This window comes from Reyranella sp. (assembly GCF_030651995.1).
In the GTDB taxonomy this organism is placed as follows: domain Bacteria; phylum Pseudomonadota; class Alphaproteobacteria; order Reyranellales; family Reyranellaceae; genus Reyranella.
Genome location: NZ_JAUSBN010000047.1, coordinates 1 through 20545, shown reverse-complemented (window position 1 = coordinate 20545; position 20545 = coordinate 1). Strand labels below are relative to the sequence as shown.

At 66.7% G+C, this 20545-nt stretch carries 22 protein-coding genes; 7 read left to right on the top strand and 15 right to left on the bottom strand.

The annotated features are described in order from the left end of the window. Positions 1 to 155 precede the first annotated feature (155 nt). On the bottom strand, positions 156 to 842 hold the full coding sequence (locus Q7V45_RS13865; protein WP_304852918.1) for a 2OG-Fe(II) oxygenase: 687 nt from the start codon (positions 840 to 842) through the stop codon (positions 156 to 158). Positions 843 to 971: 129 nt separating this feature from the next. Here Q7V45_RS13865 and argB point away from each other — a divergent pair, with 129 nt between their 5' ends. Beyond that, positions 972 to 1886 (top strand): acetylglutamate kinase, encoded by a 915-nt coding sequence (argB, locus tag Q7V45_RS13860; RefSeq protein ID WP_304852916.1) that lies wholly within the window; start codon positions 972 to 974, stop codon positions 1884 to 1886. Between the two features lie 49 nt (positions 1887 to 1935). After that, positions 1936 to 2511, top strand: a complete 576-nt coding sequence (gene def, locus Q7V45_RS13855) for a peptide deformylase (RefSeq protein ID WP_304852914.1) — start codon at positions 1936 to 1938, stop codon at positions 2509 to 2511. 141 nt (positions 2512 to 2652) lie between these two features. Here the strand turns inward: def and Q7V45_RS13850 are convergent, their stop codons facing one another. The 11 genes from Q7V45_RS13850 to Q7V45_RS13800 form a co-directional block, all read right to left on the bottom strand. Beyond that, the gene (locus tag Q7V45_RS13850) at positions 2653 to 3471 is read right to left on the bottom strand and encodes a phosphodiesterase (protein ID WP_304852912.1); all 819 of its coding nucleotides are present in this window, start codon (positions 3469 to 3471) and stop codon (positions 2653 to 2655) included. A gap of 10 nt (positions 3472 to 3481) precedes the next feature. Continuing rightward, positions 3482 to 4531: an ABC transporter ATP-binding protein gene (locus Q7V45_RS13845; RefSeq protein ID WP_304852910.1), complete on the bottom strand. Its 1050-nt coding sequence runs from the start codon at positions 4529 to 4531 to the stop codon at positions 3482 to 3484. Further along, on the bottom strand, positions 4528 to 5334 hold the full coding sequence (locus Q7V45_RS13840) for an ABC transporter permease (RefSeq protein WP_304852908.1): 807 nt from the start codon (positions 5332 to 5334) through the stop codon (positions 4528 to 4530). The genes Q7V45_RS13845 and Q7V45_RS13840 overlap by 4 nt, the downstream gene beginning before the upstream one ends. A gap of 1 nt (position 5335) precedes the next feature. Next, the gene (locus Q7V45_RS13835; RefSeq protein ID WP_304852906.1) at positions 5336 to 6154 is read right to left on the bottom strand and encodes an ABC transporter permease; all 819 of its coding nucleotides are present in this window, start codon (positions 6152 to 6154) and stop codon (positions 5336 to 5338) included. 218 nt (positions 6155 to 6372) lie between these two features. Then, positions 6373 to 7383, bottom strand: coding sequence for an ABC transporter substrate-binding protein (locus Q7V45_RS13830; RefSeq protein WP_304852904.1), 1011 nt, complete (start codon positions 7381 to 7383; stop codon positions 6373 to 6375). Between the two features lie 4 nt (positions 7384 to 7387). After that, positions 7388 to 8194 (bottom strand): DeoR/GlpR family DNA-binding transcription regulator, encoded by an 807-nt coding sequence (locus tag Q7V45_RS13825; protein WP_304852902.1) that lies wholly within the window; start codon positions 8192 to 8194, stop codon positions 7388 to 7390. A gap of 316 nt (positions 8195 to 8510) precedes the next feature. Continuing rightward, positions 8511 to 9473 (bottom strand): ABC transporter ATP-binding protein, encoded by a 963-nt coding sequence (locus Q7V45_RS13820; protein ID WP_304852899.1) that lies wholly within the window; start codon positions 9471 to 9473, stop codon positions 8511 to 8513. Beyond that, the gene (locus Q7V45_RS13815; RefSeq protein WP_304852897.1) at positions 9470 to 10504 is read right to left on the bottom strand and encodes an ABC transporter ATP-binding protein; all 1035 of its coding nucleotides are present in this window, start codon (positions 10502 to 10504) and stop codon (positions 9470 to 9472) included. The genes Q7V45_RS13820 and Q7V45_RS13815 overlap by 4 nt, the downstream gene beginning before the upstream one ends. A 1-nt stretch (position 10505) precedes the next feature. Continuing rightward, entirely contained in the window at positions 10506 to 11414 is a 909-nt protein-coding gene (locus Q7V45_RS13810; protein ID WP_304852895.1) for an ABC transporter permease, read from the bottom strand. Between the two features lie 4 nt (positions 11415 to 11418). Next, positions 11419 to 12372, bottom strand: a complete 954-nt coding sequence (locus Q7V45_RS13805; protein WP_304852893.1) for an ABC transporter permease — start codon at positions 12370 to 12372, stop codon at positions 11419 to 11421. Positions 12373 to 12403: 31 nt separating this feature from the next. Further along, positions 12404 to 14008: an ABC transporter substrate-binding protein gene (locus Q7V45_RS13800; protein ID WP_304852891.1), complete on the bottom strand. Its 1605-nt coding sequence runs from the start codon at positions 14006 to 14008 to the stop codon at positions 12404 to 12406. A gap of 148 nt (positions 14009 to 14156) precedes the next feature. Here Q7V45_RS13800 and Q7V45_RS13795 point away from each other — a divergent pair, with 148 nt between their 5' ends. Both Q7V45_RS13795 and Q7V45_RS13790 read left to right on the top strand, forming a co-directional pair. Further along, positions 14157 to 14351, top strand: a complete 195-nt coding sequence (locus tag Q7V45_RS13795) for a hypothetical protein (RefSeq protein WP_304852889.1) — start codon at positions 14157 to 14159, stop codon at positions 14349 to 14351. An 8-nt stretch (positions 14352 to 14359) separates the two neighbouring features. Beyond that, a complete protein-coding gene (locus Q7V45_RS13790; protein WP_304852887.1) occupies positions 14360 to 15757 on the top strand; it encodes an amidase in 1398 nt (465 codons plus the stop codon). Between the two features lie 83 nt (positions 15758 to 15840). Here Q7V45_RS13790 and Q7V45_RS13785 read toward each other — a convergent pair whose 3' ends face one another. Further along, entirely contained in the window at positions 15841 to 16560 is a 720-nt protein-coding gene (locus Q7V45_RS13785) for a haloacid dehalogenase type II (protein ID WP_304852885.1), read from the bottom strand. Positions 16561 to 16597: 37 nt separating this feature from the next. On the opposite strand from Q7V45_RS13785, the gene Q7V45_RS13780 reads away from it, so the two are divergent. Both Q7V45_RS13780 and Q7V45_RS13775 read left to right on the top strand, forming a co-directional pair. Next, positions 16598 to 17170 (top strand): DNA-3-methyladenine glycosylase I, encoded by a 573-nt coding sequence (locus Q7V45_RS13780; RefSeq protein ID WP_370692600.1) that lies wholly within the window; start codon positions 16598 to 16600, stop codon positions 17168 to 17170. 4 nt (positions 17171 to 17174) lie between these two features. After that, the gene (locus tag Q7V45_RS13775; protein WP_304852881.1) at positions 17175 to 18635 is read left to right on the top strand and encodes a M81 family metallopeptidase; all 1461 of its coding nucleotides are present in this window, start codon (positions 17175 to 17177) and stop codon (positions 18633 to 18635) included. Between the two features lie 9 nt (positions 18636 to 18644). Here Q7V45_RS13775 and Q7V45_RS13770 read toward each other — a convergent pair whose 3' ends face one another. Together Q7V45_RS13770 and Q7V45_RS13765 are read right to left on the bottom strand one after the other, a co-directional pair. After that, the gene (locus tag Q7V45_RS13770; protein ID WP_304852879.1) at positions 18645 to 19046 is read right to left on the bottom strand and encodes a GFA family protein; all 402 of its coding nucleotides are present in this window, start codon (positions 19044 to 19046) and stop codon (positions 18645 to 18647) included. Between the two features lie 29 nt (positions 19047 to 19075). Further along, positions 19076 to 19345: a DUF3303 domain-containing protein gene (locus Q7V45_RS13765; RefSeq protein ID WP_216957655.1), complete on the bottom strand. Its 270-nt coding sequence runs from the start codon at positions 19343 to 19345 to the stop codon at positions 19076 to 19078. A 57-nt stretch (positions 19346 to 19402) separates the two neighbouring features. Between Q7V45_RS13765 and dapB the strand changes: the two genes are divergently transcribed. Continuing rightward, complete coding sequence (dapB, locus tag Q7V45_RS13760) at positions 19403 to 20200, top strand: 4-hydroxy-tetrahydrodipicolinate reductase (RefSeq protein WP_304852875.1); 798 nt, start codon at positions 19403 to 19405, stop codon at positions 20198 to 20200. The last annotated feature ends 345 nt before the right edge of the window (positions 20201 to 20545 follow it).

The following is a 20545-nucleotide window of genomic DNA, read 5'->3' as shown; positions in this document are numbered from 1 at the left end:
CCGTCGTCTCGACCGGAGCCTCGCGCCAGCGAGGCGTAGTGGAGAGACCTTCTCTCCGCAATTTGACGGCATTTGGCGGAGACAAGGTCTCTCCACTTCGCGCTGCGCGCTCCGGTTCGGGCGGGGTAACCCCCGCCCTGAGACGACGGAAAAACCTAAGCCGCGTCGTGGAAGATCAGGCCCAGGGTGAAGCGTTCGCCGGTGCGCAGGCTCGAAACGCCGTGGCGCAGGGCGGTGCGGTGCCAGCCGCGGACGCCCTTCGCCGGCCGCTCGTTCACGGCAAAGATCGCGGCATCGCCCTGTTCCAGCGGCACGACTTCGCCGCGTGACTGCATGCGTGCGCGTTGCTCGACCAGCATTAACTCGCCGCCGGTGAAGTCGCGGCCGGGGGCGCTCAGCAGCACGACGACCTGAAGCGGGAAGACCATCTCGCCGTAGAGGTCGCGGTGCAGACAGTTGTAGTCGCCCGGCCCATAGCGCAGCAGGAGCGGCGTCGGCCGGGTCTGGCCGGCCTCGTGGCATTCGCGCAGCCAGTCCTTCAGGTCGGGCGGGAATCGCCTGGGCCGCCCCAGCCGTTCGTTCCACTCGTTGGCCACTTTCGCCAGTTCGGGATAGAGCGCCTGGCGCAACCGCTCGACGGGCGGGGGCAGATCGTAGGCGAAATACTGGTACTCGCCCTGCCCGTAGCCATGGCGCTGCATGACGATATGCTTACGAAACCGCGCCTGCTCGGGCCACAGCGCGGCCAGCGCACGGCATTCTTCTGGGTCGATCAGATTGCGGACCACGGTGAAGCCGCGATCGGCGAGGGTTTCGCTGTCGGGAAGGTGGGAAGCTGCCATGCGGACATCCTGACGCGGCACGGCCGGTTCTTCTATCCGTCGCCCGCCTGATATATTATGCGGCTCGGCAATTCGCTTGGCCCTCTCCCGACCCGGAGAGGGCTTTCGTTCAACTGGGGATGCTGTGACATGGCCGAGCCTGTTCAACCCGACAAGGAGCAGAAGCGGCTCATCCGCATGGCGGAGACCATCTCCAAGGCGCTGCCCTACATGCGCCGGCACAACGATGCCACCTTCGTCGTGAAATATGGCGGTCACGCCATGACAGACCCGAAGCTCGGCGACCTGGTCGCCCGCGACGTGGTGCTGATGAAGCAGGTCGGCATGAACCCGATCGTGGTCCATGGCGGCGGACCGCAGATCAACAAGATGCTGGAGCGCGTCGGGATCAAGAGCACGTTCGTGAACGGGCTGCGCGTCACCGACGCCCAGACGATGGAAATCGTCGAGATGGTCCTGGCCGGTTCGATCAACAAGGCGATCGTGGCCGACATCAATGAATGCGGCGGCATCGCCGTCGGCATCTGCGGCAAGGACGGCAACCTGATCCTGGCCAAGAAGGTCACGCAGATGCGCGATCCCAAGACCGGCGAGCTGCTGAAGGTCGACCTGAAGCAGGTCGGCGAGCCGGCCAAGATCAACGTCATGGTGCTGGAGCAGCTGCGCCGCGCCGACGTGATCCCGGTGGTCGCCCCGATCGGGTTCGGCGTCGACGACGAGCTGACCTACAACATCAATGCCGACACCTCGGCCGGCGCCATCGCCGGCGCCATGAAGGCCAAGCGCCTGCTGTTCCTGACCGACGTGCCGGGCGTCCTCGACAAGGACGGCAAGGTGATCCCCGAGATGACGATCGAGCAGGCGCGCGCCCTGATCGCCGACGGCACGATCTCCGGCGGCATGATCCCCAAGGTCGAGAACTGCATCGATGCCGTGAATTCGGGCGTCGAAGCCGCCGTCATCATGGACGGCCGGGTGCCGCACTGCCTGCTGCTCGAGGTCTTCACCGAGGCCGGCGTCGGCACGATGGTTCGCCGTACGTGATCCCGGGCGTGACCTTGAAAAGCCCCATCCTCCCGCATATTTAGGCCCGATGGCTCTCCTGCCGATCCTGACCGCGCCCGATCCGCGCCTGAAGAAGAAGTCCCTGCCCGTCGAGACGGTCGACGCCGGCGTGCGCCAGCTCATGGATGACATGCTGGAGACCATGTACGACGCGCCGGGCATCGGGCTCGCCGCGCCGCAGGTCGGCGTCCTGAAGCGCGTCATCGTGCTCGACATCGAACGCGAGGACACCAAGACCGGCCCGCTCTTCATGGCCAACCCCGAGATCGTCGAAGCCTCCGACGAGGACGTCTCCTACGAGGAGGGCTGCCTGTCGGTGCCGGACCATTATTCCGACGTGGTCCGTCCGGCGTCGGTCAAGGTTCGCTACCTCGACCGCGACGGCAAGGCCCAGGAAATGACCTGCGACGGCCTGCTGGCGACCTGCGTCCAGCACGAGATCGACCATCTCGACGGCGTGCTGTTCATCGACCACATCTCGGCGCTGAAGCGGAACATGATCCTGCGCAAGCTCCTCAAGGCGCGTAAGGAACAGGAACGCGACGCGGCCGAAGGCCGGCCGCCCAAGCCCCACCCGAAGGAAGACCCCGAGCACGTGATCTAGGCGGTGACGTTCGACGCGAAGCGTCAAATACCATCAAAATTGTCATCCCGAGCGCAGCGAGGGACCTTTGGTGGGCGCCCCTAAAGGTCCCTCGCTGCGCTCGGGATGACACCGGGTTTGGGCCAAGGCCCCGTAAGCCGCTCAATCGATCAACTTGCCATCCGCGTCGAAGAACGGATACGGGCCGTCATAGTCGCCGATGACGGCGGCATGGGTCACCAGCTGGCCGTCGTTCCACCAGTGCAGCATGAAACCCGGCGGCTCCATGCGAAAGCGGCTGGGGGCGTCGGGATGGATGTCGAGCGCGACCTGGTGGGCCGGGCTGGGGCAGGTCATCGCCGGACGGCCGCCGACCTGGGCGTGGATCGTGCGATGCAGATGGCCGCACAGGATCAGCTCGACCTGGCGGTGGCGCGCCACGACCTCGGCAAAGGCCTCGCGGCCCAGCAGGCCGATCTTGTCCATGTGGCCGATGCCGGTGACGAAGGGCGGATGGTGCATCATCACCAGGGTCGGCGTGTCGGGCTTGTCCTTGAGCGTGCGGTCGAGCCAGTCGAGCCGCTCGCGGCAAAGCTCGCCGCCGCCCTGCCCCGGAATCAGCGTGTCGAGACCGACGAGGCGCAGCGGATAGTCGTCGATCGCGAACTGGAGGAACTTCCCCGCCGGCGGCAGGTAGCCGCCGTCGCGGAAGGCGTCGCGCATCGCCTCGCGCTCGTCGTGGTTGCCGGGGATGGCGATGATGCGCTGCTGGATCGGCGCCAGGATCGATTTCAGATGATCGTATTCCTCGGGTCGCCCGAGATCGACCAGGTCGCCGGTCAGCAGGACGATGTCGGGCTGCGGGCTCAGCGCCAGCAGCTCCTGCACGCAGCGCCGCAGCATGCTCGCCGTGTCGACCTTCCTGTAGGCGAGCTTGCCCGGCAGCTTGATATGGGTGTCGGTGATCTGGGCGATCAGCATGGCAGTCTCCTTACAGCACCAGCAGGCCGCGCGGGTCGATGGCGAGCCCGACCGGGTCGCCATGACTGAAGTCGCGCCGCGCCGTGCTCTCGATCACCAGCGGCTGCGCCTCACCCACGTCCACGAACAGGCGTGTGCGGTCGCCCAGGAAGAAGGCGGCCGCCACTTTGCCTTGCAGGCCGGTGGTCTCGTCGCCCTCGACGACGCGGATGTCTTCGGGCCGGAACAGGATCTCGGTGGCATTGGCGGGCGCCTCGGGCCAGGCGATTCCGCCGGCCTTGCAGATGAACCTGCCGTTATTCATTGAGCCGGTCAGGCGGTTCATCGTGCCGATGAACTCGGCGACGAAGCGTGTGGCCGGGCGCTGGTAGATGTCGCGCGGCTTTCCGATCTGGGCGACCCGGCCATGCTCCATGACGACGATTCGGTCGCCCAGCGCCATCGCCTCGGCCTGGTCGTGCGTCACGTAGATCGCGGTGATGCCGAGCGAGCGCAGCAGCGAATCGATCTCCAGGCGCAGCGTATCGCGCAGCTTGGCGTCCAGCGCCGTCAGCGGCTCGTCGAGCAGCAGGGCCCGCGGCCGGACCGCGATGGCGCGCGCGAGCGCCACGCGCTGCCGCTGGCCGCCCGAGAGCTGGTCGATGCGGCGATCCGCGAGCCGCGTGATCTGCATCATCGCCAGCATTTCCGAAACGCGCGCCTTGATCTGTGCGCCGGGCACCTTCCGGATCTTCAGCCCGTAGCCGATGTTGCCGGCCACGGTCATGTTGGGAAACAGCGCATAGGACTGGAACACCATGCCGACATTGCGCTGCTCGATCGGCAGGTGTGTGACGTCCGTTCCGTCGAACAGCACCTTGCCGCCGGCGTCGGGCTCCTCGAGGCCGGCGATGATGCGGAGCGTCGTGGTCTTGCCGCAGCCCGAGGGACCGAGGAACACGACGGTCTCGCCGGCATGGATGGCGAGGTCGAGCGGCTCCAGCGCCCTCGTGCCGTCGGGGAAGGTCTTCGAGCAGTTCGTCAGGGCAATCGAGACGGGCTTGTTGCCGGCGTCGGTCATTCAGCATCCTCCGCCACGAACTTCGTGGGCCGTGGCTTGGCGAAGGCCTGCAGCGCCAGCAAGAGCGGCATGATCATCAGGAAGAAGACGAGGGTGTAGGCGCTGCCGACTTCCAGCCGCAGCGAGGCATAGGCGTCGGCGAGGCCCACGGGGAGAGTCTTGGTGAAGGGCGTGTGCAGCAGCCAGGTCATGTTGAATTCGCCCATCGACAGGGTCACGACCATCAGCGAACCGGCGAGGATGCCCTGCCGGCAGTTCGGCAGAACGATGTCGCGGAAGCGCGACCAGAAGCCGGCGCCGAGCGACGCCGCGCCCTCTTCGAGTGTCTTGAGATCGATGGCGCTCAGCACCGCCAGCACGCTGCGCACCATGAACGGCAGGGTGAAGAGCACGTGCCCGACCAGGATGAAGGCCCACGAGGTGCGGAAGCCCGACAGGCTGCCGTAGGTGACGATCAGCGCCAGCGCCGTGGCGAGCCCCGGCACCGCCACCGGCAGCACCAGCATCTCCTCCAGCGCCCGCGTCAGCGCGGTCTGCCGCTTGGCCAGCACATAGGCGGCCGGCACGCCGATCACCAGGGTGACGGCGAGGCAGGCCAGCGACAGGCCGATCGAAAGGAAGATCGTGTCGCGATAGCCGTTCCACACTTCCATGACCCAGCGCAGGGTGAGGCCGCTCTCGATGCCGACGAAGTAATTGACCGTGAGACCGGCCATGATCGAGAGGAACACCGGCACGACCAGGAAGGCGCAGACCAGCAGGGTGAAGCCGAGTTGCAGGTAGAAGAGGCCACGGCGCTTCATGTCAGCCCGCCGCCGCGACGCTGGAACCGGCGGCCGTGCGGGCCACCGCCAGCACCAGCCAGGTGACGATGCCCAGCACGAAGCTCAGCGCCGCCGCCATCGCGATGTTCGCCGACAAAGTGAACTCGGTGTAGATCACCATCGGCAGCACGTTGATCTTGGCCGCCAGGGTGAAGGCGGTGCCGAACGCGCCGACCGCCGTCGCGAAGCAGATCGCGCCCGCCGAGATGAAGGCGGGCTTCAGGCCCGGGATGATGACGTCCAGCAGCACGCGCCACGGCGAGGCGCCCAGCGACCGCGCCGCCTCCTCGAGTTTCGGATCGAGCTTCTCGGCGGCGGCCATCACGGTGAGGATGGTGCGCGGGATGGAGAAGTAGACGTAGCCCATGAACAGGCCGGCGATCGTATAGGCGAAGACCAGCTTCTCGCCGGTCAGGGCCTGCGTGACCTGCCCGATCAGCCCCTGGCGGCCGGCCAGCATGATCACCATGAAGCCGATGACCACGCCGGGGAACGCCAGCGGAAAGGTCAGCATCGATACGAGCAGCGCATTGCCGGGAAACTTGTGACGCTGCAGGAACACGCCGGAGATGCCGCTGATCACCAGCGTCGCCGCCGTCGTCGCGGCCGCCACGGCCATCGTGGACAGCAGGCTGTCGAGATAGAGCGAGTCGGTGAGGATGGCGGCATAGGCCGCCCAGCCGGTCTTGCCGCTGCCGCCGATGAAGAACAGCCGCGCCATCGGCAGCAGGAAGAAGGCCGCGAAGACGATGCCGGCCGGCAGCAGCAGAAGGATCAGTCGGCGGGTTTCGTGCCGCATTCCTTGTGGTTCCTCACTTGAAACACTCCGTCGTCTCGACCGGAGCGCCGAAGGCGCGAAGTGGAGAGACCTTCTCTCCACTAAAAGCCGGCAAGTCGTCGAGAGAAGGTCTCTCCGCTACGCCTCGCTACGCGAGGCTCCGGTCGAGACGACGGGGTCGGTTGGATTGGAAAGGTGGGGACGGCGCTATGGCCGCCCCCGACCATCCTTCGCTGGTGTCAGTTCACTTCCTTGCGGTAGCGCTCGACGATCTGGGCCTGCGCCTTGGCGAGGCTCTTCAGGTCCACCGCCTTGGCGCGGGCATATTCCGCGTCGGGCAGGAACTTGGCCTTGGCCTCAGCCGACAGCCGGTCCGCGAAGACCGGCCGCAGATAGGCATTGCCCCACATCGCCTGGCTCTCGTCGGACAGGACGAAGTCGAGCACCTTCTTGCCGTTGTCGGGGTTCGGGCCCTTGTTCACCAGCCCCATCACGTAGGGGAACACCAGGGTGCCTTCCTTCGGGATCACGAACTGCACCGGCGCCTTGTCGGTGTACTGGCCGCGATAGGCGTTGAAGTCGTAGTCGAGCAGGATCGGGATCTCGCCCGAGATCACGCGGGCGTACGAGGTCTGCTTCGGCACGATCGGCTGGTTCTTGGCCAGTTCCTTGAAGAACTTGATGGCCGGATCGAGATTGTCGTAGGTGCCGCCGAGCGCCAGGTTGATGGCCATCACGCCGAGCTGGCCGACGGCCGCCGAGGTCGGGTCGAGATAGCCGACCATGCCCTTGTACTCGGGCTTCAGCAGGTCGGCCCAGCTCTGCGGCACGGGCTTGTTGCCGAGCGCCGCCTTGTTCACGAACAGGCCGAGCGTGCCGGAGTGGATGGTGAACCAGTTGCCGTCGGGATCCTTGAGGTCGGCCGGGATCTTCTCCCAGTTCTTCGGCTTGTAGGGCGTCAGCACGCCGGCATCCTTGGCCGGGTCGGCCGCGATGCCGCCGAGATAGGTGACGTCGGCCACCGGATTGCCCTTCTCCGCGATCAGTGCGGCGATGGCCTGGCCGGAGTTCTTGTTGTCCGGCGGCACCTGGATGCCGAGCCTGGCCTGGATGGCCTTGAGCTGCGAGCCCCAGTCGGCCCATTCCGGCGGGCAGTTGTAGCAGACGGCCCGCTGCTGGGCGGCGGCGCCCGAGATGTTTGCCACGGCGGCGATGCCGAGCGCGGCCGCGAACACGAGATGTTTCAGCATGAGATCAACCCCTCCTTGTTTGACTTGTCGAATCGATGGTCGGGCCGTCCTCCGGCCATGACACGAGCCGGACGCCGGCCTCGCGCAGTTGCCGGCCGATGGCGTCGGGCACCGGGCGGTCGCTGAACACGGCGCTCGCCTCGGTGATGTGGCCGCCACGGACCGTGCCGCCGCGGCCGAACTTGGAATGATCGAGCACCAGGAAGCGCTGGCGGCAGTGGGCCGCGAGCGCGCTGCGCATCGTCACCTCGTCGGTGCTGAAATCGAGCAACGTGCCGTCCTCGGCGACGCCGCCGACGCCGTAGATGCCGATGTCGGCGGCGAAGCGGCCGAAAAAGCCGTGCGCCTCGCCCGCCACCACGTCGCGGTCGAGGTTGCGCAGCCGGCCGCCGGCGACGGTGATCTCGCAGGAGGCGCTGCGGCTCAGCGCCAGCGCGACGTTGAGATTGTTGGTCATGACCCGCAGGCCGGCATGGTCGGCGAGCGCCAGAGCGCACTGCTCGGGCGTCGTGCCGATGCCGAAGAACAGCGAGGCGCCGTCCGGCACCTCCCGGGCCACCAGCTGCGCGATGCGCCGCTTGGCGTCGATGTTCAGGACCTGGCGGGCGGGATAGGCGAGGTTCTCGCCCTCGGGCGGCAGCTCGACGCCGCCATGGCGCCGGCGCAGCAGGCCGCGGTCGCAGAGGTGGTTCACGTCGCGCCGGATCGTCTGCGGCGTGACGCCGAACTGGAGGGCCAGCGCCTCTATCGCCTGGAAACCGTCCCCCCGGACGCGTTCGACGATGGCGCGGGCGCGTTCTTCCGCCTGCATTCCCGGATCCTGAGCCCGCTTCCTGTCCCGATCGATCTGCATGGTTCGAATGAACTCTGCAGGCCGTTGTTTTCGTTCATATGACTTTCATATGAACATTCAGAGACGTCAAGCGAAGGGACGACCGAGCGAAGCTCGGCCGGTCAAGCGGCAGGACATTGCCTCCGGCAATGTCCGGGAGCGCTTATGGAAGCCCCTTCTTGCGCCGAGTAAACGAAACAACCGAAATAAACGAAACAAATGAAGTGGATGGCACCCCCCCCGGAAGCAGGTGTGCTCACCGGGTATCCGGTCCCTGGACGGCCGTGAAGCGACCCTAAGCCGCCAGCACGCAGCGCACGGCGTGCGCGGCCTCGACGTCGCGCAGCGACGGGACCGCGGCCGTGCAGTCGGGACGGACGAACTTGCAGCGCGGGGCGAAGCTACAGCCGGAGGGGACTTCGGCGAGATCGGGCGGCGCGCCGGGAATGGATTCGAGGCGCTGGCCGCGCATGCCGTCGTGCACCGTCGAGGCCAGCAGGCCACGGCTGTAGGGATGCTGCGGTGCGTCGACCATGCGTTCGACCGGTGCCATCTCGACCAGCTTGCCGGCATACATGACGCCGATCCGGTCGGAGACCTCGACGGCCACGCCGATATCGTGGGTGACGAAGATGACGCCGAGGTTGAACTCCCGCTGCAGCTCGCGGATCAGCAGCAGCACCTGGATCTGCACCGTGGCGTCGAGCGCCGTGGTCGGCTCGTCGGCCAGCAGCAGGGTGGGGTTGCACGACAGCGCGAGCGCGATCATGGCGCGCTGGCGCATGCCGCCCGACATCTCGTGCGGATAGGCCTTGAGCCGCTGTGCCGGCGAGGGAATCCGCACCATCTCCAGCAGGTCCTTGGCGCGCTTCATGGACTCGGTCTGGCTCTTGCCGGTGTGACGGCGGACCGTCTCGGCGATCTGCTGGCCGATGGTGAAGACCGGATCGAACGCGGTCGCCGGCTCCTGGAAGATCATCGAGACGCGTTGCCCGCGCAGGTCGGACAGCGCCCTGGGGGCCATGTCGAGGATCTCGTCGCCCTCGAGCTTGATGCTCCCCGACCAGCGGGTGCGATGCTCGGGATGCAGCCGCAGGATCGAGCGCAGGGTGACGCTCTTGCCCGACCCGGACTCGCCCAGGATGCCGAGCGTCTCGCCGCGCGCCAGGTCGAAGCTGACCCCGTTGACGGCATGCACCGTGCGATCGGGCGTGACGAAGGTGACGTGAAGGTCGCGGACCTGAAGCATGTTCGTCATGCCGCCATCGCCTTTGAATGTCCCGAACCCGCCACGCGCATGTGGCAGGCCACGGCCTGGAATTTGGCGTCCGCCAGGGGCGGCTCGACGCGGGCGCAGACGTCTTCCGCGAACGGGCAACGCGTGCGGAACCGGCAGCCCGAGGGCGGATCGATCGGATTGGGTGGATCGCCCTGGATCGGCGCCTCGTGGGTCCGCTTGCGCGGATCCATCGATGGCCGCGCCGACAGAAGCGCCCGCGTGTAGGGATGCTGCGGGTTACCGTAGATCGCCTCGACCGGGCCCAGCTCGACGATCTTGCCGAGATACATGACCAGAACACGGTCGCTGAGATACTGCACGACGTTGAGGTCGTGGCTGATGAACACGTAGGTCAGGTCGAGCTCGGTCTTGAGGTCGACCAGCATGTTCAGCACCTGCGCCTCGACCGACTTGTCGAGCGCCGACACCGCCTCGTCGAGGATGATCAGCCGCGGCCGTAGCGCCAGCGCACGCGCGATGTTCACCCTCTGGCGCTGGCCGCCCGACAGTTCGTGCGGATAGCGCGTGGCGTAGTTCGCCGGATCGAGGCCGACCTTGCTCAGCAGATCGTGCACCCGCTCGCGCGCCTCGGCGGCCGGCAGCCCGTGCGCCCGCGGCGCGAAGGCCAGGGTCTCCGCGATGGTGAGACGCGGATTGAGCGAGGCGTAGGAATCCTGGAACACCATCTGCACCTGGCGGCGCAGCTCGTTCACCGTGATGCCGTGCGGCTCGTCGACCGGATCGCCATCCAGCACCATCGTGCCCTTGTCCGGCTTGAGCAGGCGGATCAGCAGCCGCGCCACCGTCGACTTGCCGCAGCCCGATTCGCCCACGACGCCCAGGGTCTCGCCCTTGGCGACCGAGAGGGTGAGATCGTCGACCGCGCGCACGACCTTGGTGGTGCGGCCGAACAGGCCGCCGGCGACCGGGAAATGCTTGCGCAGGCCGGTCGCCAGCAGCAGCGGCTGGGCCGGGCCGCCGCGATCCTGGATGGGAAGCAGCGTGTCCATGTCAGGCCTTCACGTCCATGGCCGCGCGCAGGCCATCGCTCATCAGGTTGAAGCAGATCGAGGTGATGAAGATCATCACGCCCGGCAGGGCTGCGAGGACCGGATTGACGTAGATCGCCTGCCGCAGCGTGTTCAGCATCAGGCCCCACTCGGGCTCCGGCGGCTTGACGCCGAGGCCGAGGAAGCTGAGGCCCGCGGCCAGGATGATCGCGACGCTGATCAGCGACGTCGCATAGACCAGGATGGGGCCCAGCACGTTGCCCAGCACATGGACCCTCACGATGGTGAAGGCCGAGGCGCCGCTGGCCTTGGCCGCATCGACGAAGTCGAAGCCGCGCACCTGCGTGGTGACGCTCTCCGAGACGCGGCAGATCGGCGGGATGAACACCAGGGTGAGCGACAGCAGCGTGTTCTCGGTGCCGGCGCCCATCGCGCCCGACAGGGAGATGGCGAGCAGCACCGACGGGAAGGCGTAGAAGACGTCCATGATGCGCATGATCGCCATGTTGGTCTTGCCGCCGACGAAGCCGGCGAGAATGCCCAGGCTGCCGCCGATCAGCAGTGCACAGACAACCGGCGTCACGCCCATGAACAGCGACAGCCGGCCGCCGTAGATCAGGCGGGCGAACATGTCGCGTCCCAGCTCGTCGGTGCCCAGCCAGTGGTTCGGTGACCCCAGCGGATAGAGGCGGCGCAGCATCGAGGTCTTGTAGGGATCCGCCAGATAGAGATAAGGCGCGGCGATCGACGCCAGCACCAGCAGGATCAGGATCGCGGCACAGATCAGCGTGACCGGATCGCGCCGCAGGCGCCGCCCGACCGACTGCCAGTAGCCGCGACCGGCGGAGGTGGGCGTCGGCTTGACCAGGATGGCGCCGCCGACGTCGAGGGAGGGACTTTGCAGGGCCATCGGGTCAGCCTCGCTTGATGCGGGGATCGACCATGGTCTGGATGATGTCCACGGTCAGGTTGAGGAGCATGAAGAAGCCGGCCAGCACCAGCGTCGTTCCCTGCAGGATCGGCAGGTCGCGGCGGAAGATGGCGCTGTTCAGCAGGAAGCCGGTGCCCGGCCAGGCGAACACCGTCTCGATCAGGATCGAGCCGCCGATCAGGTTGCCGGCCTGCAGGCCCATGACGGCGAGGCAGGTCGGGGCGGCGTTCTTCAGCACATGGAACAGGATGCGGCTGTCGCGCATGCCCTTGGCCTGCAGCGCCGTCACGAATTCCATGCTGAGCGTTTCCTTGACGGTGGAGCGCACCGTGCGGGTCACGACGCCGAGCGGGATCACCGAGAGCGCGATGGTCGGCAGCACCATGTGGGCGAGATGGGCCCGATCGAAGGTCCAGCCGGTCGAGTTCTCCGGCCCGATGCCCATGGGCGGCAACACGCCCAGTTCGACGGCGAAGATGATGACCAGCACGATCGCCAGCCAGAAGTGGGGCACGCTGACGCCGATCAGCGAGATCATCGTCACCAGCCGGTCGACGACGCGCGACTTGGCGTAGGCGGCCGCGGTGCCCAGGATGACTGCCAGGGTGAAGGCGAGCGACGTCGCGGCGATCGCCAGGATGATGGTGTTGCCAAAGGCGCTGCCGACCTCAGCCGCCACCGACCGGCCGGTGCCGATCGAGGTGCCGAGATCGCCGGTCAGGGTGACGCCGAGCCAGCGCAGGTACTGAACCGGCAGCGGCTGGTCGAAGCCATAATACTCCTTGAGCTTGTCGACGACTTCCTTCGGCGCGTCGGGCGGCACGATCGCCGAGATCGGATCGCCCGGCGCCAGGTGCACCAGCGCGAAGACGAGCAGCGACACGCCGAACGCGACGGGTATCAGGTAGATCAGGCGGCGTAGGGCATAGAGGAGCATTGCGGCCCGCCTCTCGTTTGGTTGCTGTGAGCTACTTGATTTCGACCGGCGTCAGGTCCTGGAACCAGCTCTGCGCCTGCACGAAGCCCTTCACCTTGGGGTTCATGGCGCGCGGATTGAGGTCGTGCGCGATCCAGATCCAGTAGGCCTGGTCGACGATGTAGCCGTGCACCTCGGACAGGGCCTTGGTCTGTTCGGCCTTGTCGTAGCTCGTGTGCGCCTTGTTGATCATGGCATCGAGCTTGTCGTCCTTCAGGATGCCCCAGTTGGCGCCGACCGGCGGGACGAAGTTGCTGTTCATCAGGCGCGTGAAGGCCGAGTAGGGATCGACCGTGGCGCGGCTGATGTTGATGCCGTTGACGCCCGCCTTCTTGGCATTGTCACCCGTCGCCGGCTGGAAGGAGAAGTTCACCAGCGCGTTCCATTCCATGACTTCGAACGAGGTGTCGAAGCCCACCGCATTCAGGTTCTCCTGCACGTACTCGTTCATCGGCAGCGGCAGCATCTGGCCCGAGCCCGAGGTCGAGATGGCGATCTTGATCTTGGGCTTCTTGGTCGCGCTGTAGCCCGCTTCGGCCAGCAGCTTCCTGGCGGCCGCCGGATCGTACTTGATGTCGAAGGCGGGCGAGCCGAACCAGGGATGGCCGGGATAGACATGGCCCTTGGATTCGATCATCAGCCCGCCCAGCAGCTTGTTGAGGCCGGCGCGATCGATGGCGAGGTTGGCCGCCTTGCGCACGCGCACATCGGTCCATGGCGAGCCCTCGGCCATGGAGGGCTGATAGGCCCAGTTGTGCGGATACTTGTTGGTGACGATGGTCATGCCGCCCTGCTTGAGGCGCGGAATGGCGTCGGGCGCGGGCACTTCGATCCAGTCGACCTGGCCCGCCAGCAGCGCCGCCGTGCGGGTCGCCGCCTCCGGCATCGGGAACAGGATCACCCTGTCGAGCTTGGGCACCCGCGCCTTTTCCCAGTAGTCGGCGTTGCGCGAGAGTTCCATGCGCTCGCGCGGCACGACGCGGTCGACCTTGAAGGGGCCGGTGCCCGACGGATTGAGCGCGACCTTGTTCCAGTCCTTGCCCTGCTTCTCCCAGTTGGCCGGGCTCGAATAGAAGACGTAGGACATGTCGTAGGGGAACAGCGAGTTCACGATGCGCGTCGTGAGCTCGACCGTGTACCTGTCGATCTTCTTGTAGCCAACGAGCGTCGGGATGCGCGCGCGCACCTGCGCCATCTGCTTGCTGTCGAACTGCGGCGACTTGTCGTTCAGCACCTTGTCGAGGTTCCAGATCACGGTGTCGGCGTCGAAGTCCGACCCGTCATGGAACTTGACGCCCTCGCGCAGCTTGAAGATCCATTTGGTCGGCTCGCCCTCGACCGGCGCCCAGGACACCGCGAGGCCGGGCCGGATGTCGGCGATCGTGTCGGCCTTCGAGAGGTCCCAGTTCACAAGCGCGTCATAAATGGTGTAGCCGGCGAAGCGGAAGCCCTCGAACCCCTGATCGGGCTGGCCCGTCGTCAGAGGAATGTCGGCGGCTGTCATGCCGATGCGCAGAGTGCCCTGCGAAAGGGCAGGCGTTGCAGTCGCTGCGAGGACCGCCAGGCCGGCGGCGGCGACACGAAGACGGTTGAACATTCACTACTCCCCGGTTCGGCGATCCCGTCGGTGACCCCGACGCAAGCCGTCCCGTTCCGTCATGCAAGGGGCAAGCCAACGCAACGTGGGCGCGCTACGCTCGCGGCGGCATATCGATTGCATGCATCGATCGTTGCGGAGGAACGTAATGACATCATCGACCAGGGCGCCAACGCTCGAGGAATTCCGGGCACGCGCCGCGCTGACCGGTCTCACCCTGACCGAGGAAGACATCGGCCACCTGCACAAGGGCTATGTCGGCCTGCTCGGCCTGATGGAGCGCATCCCCGAGCGCTGGGCCTGGGCTGCCGAGCCGCCGCAAGTCTTTCGCGCCGACGAGTAGAGGCTCCCATGACCGATCTGACGACACTCGGAATTGCCGAGGCCGGTCGCCTGATGGCGCGCGGCGACCTCACCTCGACGGCGTTGACCGAGGCGTTTCTGGCGCGCATCGCGGCGGTCGACGGCAGCCTCCACAGCTACGTCAACGTCACCGCCGACGTCGCGTTGAATGCCGCGCGGCAGGCCGACATGGAAATGCGGGGCGGCCTGCGGCGCGGGCCGATGCACGGCATTCCGATCGGGCTGAAGGACATCTACGAAACGGCCGGCGTGAAGACGACCGGTCATTCGCATCTCAAGATCGACTACGTACCGGCCATCGACGCCGAGACGGTGCGACGCCTCAAGGATTCAGGCGCGGTGATCCTGGGCAAGCTCGGCACGCACGAGTTCGCCAACGGCGCGATGACGCCCGATCAGCCCTTCCCGGCCGTGCGCAATCCGTGGAACACCGCCTACCAGCCCGGCGGCTCCTCGAGCGGCTCCGGTGCGGCGATCGCGGCGGCGCTCTGCATGGGTGCGATGGGCTCCGACACCGGCGGCTCGATCCGCAACCCGGCGGGTTATTGCGCCACGGCCGGCATCAAGCCGACCTATGGGCTGGTGAGCCGCTGCGGAATCTACCCGCTTTCGTTCAGCCTCGACACGGCCGGACCCATGGCCTGGACGACCGAGGACTGCGCGCTGATGCTCGACGTGCTGGCCGGCCACGATCCCAATGACCAGGCTTCGGCCCGTGCGCCCAAGGTCGACTATGGCGCGGCGGCCCGGCGCCCGATCAAGGGCCTGCGCATCGCCCTGGCGCGCAGCTGGTACGAAGGACCCGACGGCAAGCTCACCGACGACATGGCCGCCGGGATGGAAGAGGCCGTGCGTGTGATGCGCGACCTCGGCGCCACGGTGGAGGAGGTGATCTTCCCCGACATCCGCGACTATCACATCTGCGGCCGTGTCATCATCACCACCGAGGCGCACGCCATCCATCGCCGCGACGTGATCGAGCGGCCCGAGAAGTTCGGCTACACGACACGGCGCCGCTTTCAGCTCGGCGCCTTCCTCTCGGCCGAGCAGTACATCTCGGCGCTGCGGTTCAGGCGCAAGCTGCAGCAGGACACGCGCGAGGCGATGCGCGGCTACGATCTCGTGATGACGGCCAACCAGTGGGGCCCGCCGGAAGTCTTCGAGGATCCGGCGCCGATCTTCCATTTCCTCGGCAAGCCGTCGCTCAGCATGCCCTTCAACGTCACCGGCCAGCCTGCCGCCGCGGTGTGCTGCGGCTTCGATGCCGAAGGCCTGCCGCTCGCCTTCCAGCTGGCCGGCCGCCCGTTCGACGAGGCCAGCGTCCTGGCCGCCGGCGCGGCCTACGAACGCGCCACGCCGTGGCGCTCACGCCGCCCGAAACTCTGACGGGAGCTGAAACCTTCCGTCGTCATGTTCCTCTCCCCCGCTAGGGGGAGAGGTGGAAGAGAGGTACGGACCGCTTCTCTCGTTCAGCACCCAAGCTTCTTCGCGAGATCAATCATCGACGTGCCCACCGCGTTCCACTCGCCCTCGGCCTTGAGGTCGCGTGTCTGGTTCGGGCCGTGCTCGCCGGGGCGCAGGACGAAGCCGGTCGACAGGCCGCACTTCTGCGCCGCCGCCAGGTCGTTGTTGTGCGCCGCCACCAGCATCACCTGCTCGGGCATGAGGTACATGCTGTCGACGACACCGAGATAGGCTTCGGGGTCGGGCTTGTAGTGATGGAAGGTCTCGCCCGAGAAGCAATGGTCCCAGGGAATGCCGCCGTTCCTGGCCATGTTGATCAGCAGCGCGACGTTGCCGTTGCTGAGCGTGGCCACGACGAACTTCTTCTTCATCATGCCGATGCCCTCGACCGAATCGGGCCAGGGCCGGAGCTTGTGCCAGAGATGGGTGAACTCCCACGCGCCTTCCTCGCCCGGATGCTTCAGGCCGCGCTTGGCGAGCAGCATCTCGAAGGCTTCCTTGTGCAGATCGTCGATGCGGGTCCACGGCAGCTCGCCCTTGCGCACGCGTCCCATCTGCGGCTGGTAGAGGCCGCGCCAGTCGTCGGCGAAGCTCGTCCAGTCGGTCTCGATCCCGTATTTCCTGCCGAGTGCGGGCAGGTCGGCGATCAGGCTGCCGCGCCAGTCGACGACGGTGCCGAAGACATCGAAAATGCAGACCTTCAGGTTGGCGGGGACCTTGGACATTGGGTAGCTTCCTCACATGGTTTGGAAGCACGATAGAGTGAGCGGCGCGGACGGCAAGCCAAGATGCGGCTGGGTGTCGGACGACCCGCTCTATCAGGAATACCACGACACGGAATGGGGTCGGCCGCTGCGCGACGATCGCGCGCTGTTCGAGCTTCTGACCCTGGAAGGCTGCCAGGCCGGCCTTTCCTGGATCACCGTGCTGCGCAAGCGCGAGCATTACCGCAAGGTCTATGACGGGTTCGATCCGGAGAAGATCGCGCGCTATCGCCCTGCGAAGCTGGAGAAGCTGCTGCTCGATCCCGGCATCATCCGCCACAAGGGCAAGATCGCAGCCAGCGTGACCAACGCCCAGGCCTATCTCGCGCTGAAGGAGCGCGAAGGCTCCTTCTCGAAGGTCCTGTGGAGTTTCGTCGGCGGCACGCCGAAGAATAACCGCCCGAAGACCCTCAAGGATGTGCCGGCGCGCTCGCCAGAAAGCGACGCCCTGTCGAAAGCCCTTCAGAAAGCCGGCTTCAAGTTCGTCGGCTCCACCATCTGCTACGCCTTCATGCAGGCCTCCGGCATGGTCGACGACCATGTCGCGGGCTGCCATTGCGCCAAGGAGTAAGTCGTTGTCCAAGCGTGTCTACATCGCGGCCCTCGGGACCGAGACCAACCAGTTCGTTCCCTTTCCCACCGGCCTGCGAGGCTACCAGGAGCATGGCATCTGGCACGGCGACGCCACGAAACACGAGCCGACCAACTTCACCGCCCCCATGCACGTCTGGCGCAGGGAGACCGAGAAGCGCGGCTGGACGGTGATCGAGGGACTCTCGACCTTCGCGGCGCCCTCGGGCACGACCGTGCGCAAGGTCTACGAGGATTTCCGTGACGAGATCCTCGATGGCATCAAGGCCGCTCTGCCGCTCGATGCGGTGCTGATCAACGTGCACGGCGCCATGGTGGCCGACGGCTACGACGACTGCGAGGGCGATCTCCTGTCGCGCATCCGCGCCATCGTCGGACCCAAGGTGGCGATCGGCGCCGAGTTCGACCTGCACTGCCACCTGAGCGCCCTGATGCTCGACAGCGCCGACGTGCTGGTCGGCTACAAGGAATATCCCCACACCGACACGATGGAGCGCGCCGCCGAGCTGTTCGCGATCATCGCCGACACGGTCGACGGGAAGGTGAAGCCGGTGATGGCGCGCTACGACTGCCGCATGATCGCGCAGTACCGGACCTCCGTGCCGCCGATCAACGAGTTCGTCGTTCGCATGAAGAGCCTCGAGGGCAAGGACGGCATCCTCTCGGTGTCGCTGAGCCACGGATTCTCGTTCGCCGACGTGGAGGATGTCGGAACCCGCACCCTGGTCGTGGCCGACGGCGACCTGAAGAAGGCCGAAGCGCTGGCCGAGCAGCTGGGCAAGGAGCTGTGGGACAATCGCGAGCGCTATGCCACCCGGTACCTCACCGTCGAGGAGGCGATGGACCGCGCGGCCTCGCACAACCAGGGCCCGCTGGTGCTGGCCGACCGCGCTGACAATCCCGGCTCCGGCGCGCCGGGCGATTCGACCTTCGTGCTGAAGGCGCTGGTCGAACGCGAGATCGGGCCGGCGCTGTTCGGCGTGATGTGGGACCCGATGGCCTTCCAGATCGCTGAGGAGGCGGGCGAGGGCGCGCGCATCCGCATGCGCCTGGGCGGCAAGTCGGGCACGGTGAGCGGCGATCCGGTCGACCTCGACGTCACCGTGAAGAAGATCGCCCGCAACGTCTTCCAGCCCTACGGGCCGGTGATGTCGCCGCTCGGCGACATGGCGCTGCTGTCGTCGGAGCATGTCGACATCGCAATCTGCACCCGACGCAACCAGACCTTCCACGCCGACGCCTTCCGCGCGGTCGGCGCCGAGCCCGCCGACTACCGCGTCGTCATCGTGAAGAGCGCGCAGCATTTCTATAACGGCTTCGTCGGCGTCGCGAAGGAGATCCTCTACGTCGCCACCCCCGGCGCCGCCGACCCCGACGTCACCCGCTGGCCCTACACCAAGCGCAAGACGCCGTTCTGGCCGAAGGTGGCGGATCCCTGGAAGTAGCCGCGCGCCCTACGGCTGCGGCGGATAGCGGTCGAACGCCGGCAGTTCATGGGCGGTCTTCATCCATCCGATCCGCTCGGCGACCTGGATGTGGAGCTGCGCCGGCACCGCGTCCGGATCGTCGTAGGTCGCGCTCTGGATATCGATGAGCCCCGGCAACACCTTCGCATTGTCGTAGAAGAGCCCGGTGCCGCAGTCGGGGCAGAAATGCCGCCTTCCATGCTCCGACGAAGCGTAGAGCTTTGGGGTCCCCTTGGTCACCTTGACCGCGTCCTGCGGGTACATCGTCCAGCCCACCATCGGCGCGCCGGCATGTCGCCGACAGTCCGTGCAGTGACATAGCGCGTGGTTGAGGGCGTCGCCCTCTGCCTGATAGCGAATCGCGCCGCAATGGCAGCCACCTGAAATCATCGTCGGCTCTCCTTCGTCGGAATTCCTGTCTACAGCAGTGGCTCCAGCGCCTCGCGCGTCGTCTTGCCTTCGACCACGGGCACGACCTCGAACTCGACGACCTCCTGCCAGTCGGCGATCCAGCGCTGGAACGTCGTGATGTCGTCGGTGCGCATGAGCTGGAAGCAGCGGCCGAGATCGGCCGTCACGTAGCTCGCGACGAACTCGAGTCCGTCGGGCAGGCCGCGGCCCTTCTGCAGCTTGCGATAGACGGCCTTGCCGTCCTGGTTCTTCAACTTCTCGACCACCATGAAGAGCATGTGTTCCCCTCGCTTCCGGTCCGTTAGTCTAGGCCAACCAACGAGAAGAGGAACGAGATGAAGATCGCCGTCGTCGGCGCCTCGGGGCGCATGGGCCAGATGCTGGTCCGCCAGATCGCGCGGACCGAGGGCGTGACCCTGGCCGCCGCCAGCGAGAGGCCGGGCTCCAAGGCGCTGGGCAAGGATGCGGGCGAGATCGCCGGGATCGAGCCGAACGGCGTGCTGATCGGCGACGACAGCGCCGCCGCCATCAGGGCCGCCCAGTGCGTGATCGATTTCACCGTGCCGGAAGCGACCGTGGCGCACGCCAGGGTGGCCGGCGAGAACGGCGTCGCCATGGTGATCGGCACGACCGGCCTCGATCCCGTCCAGACCAGGCTGATCCACGACGCGGCGAAGAAGGTGCCGATCCTGTGGGCGGCCAACATGGCGCTGGGGGTCAACATCCTGCTGGCGCTGGTCGAGAAGACCGCGTCGATGCTCGACCCCAGCTACGACATCGAGGTGCTGGAGATGCACCATCGCCACAAGATCGACGCGCCCTCGGGCACCGCGCTGGCGCTCGGCCGCGCCGCGGCGGCGGGCCGCAAGGTCCAGCTCGAGGATGTCTGGCGCAAGAGCCGCGACGGCCATACCGGCGCGCGTCCGACCGGCGAGATCGGCTTCGCCACCCTGCGCGGCGGCGAGGAGGTGGGCGTGCACACGGTCTACTTCGCGGCGGCCGGCGAGCGGCTCGAACTCAACCACCGCTCCTTCAGCCGCGAGACCTATGCCGCCGGCGCCGTGACCTCGGCCAAGTGGTTGGAGGGCAGGAAGCCCGGCCTGTACGGCATGAAGGACGTGCTCGGGCTGTAGTATCGCTTCGAGTGATTTGCCCTCTCCGCCCGCGCAGCTATCGCATTCACACATCGTAGTTGCGTCGAGTAAGGCGGTTCGATTCTCTGTCCGAAGCACAGCGGGCGGAGAATTGGATGTCGGGTATGGAGTACGGTCTGGGCGGTTTCGGCGACCGGCGGCTGCAAAAAGGGGGGCCTTGTTGCATGCGGCATTGGTGCTTCAGCCCGGGTCGTGCATCCGCCGGCTCGGGGGAACGCGGGCGCGGGAGATGCGGTTCACACGTCTGCTGCGGAACCGGTCGGTGACGGTGGAGGAGATGTCACGGCACGCCGGCACTCTGACGGGAGGTCGGGCGGCGGGCCG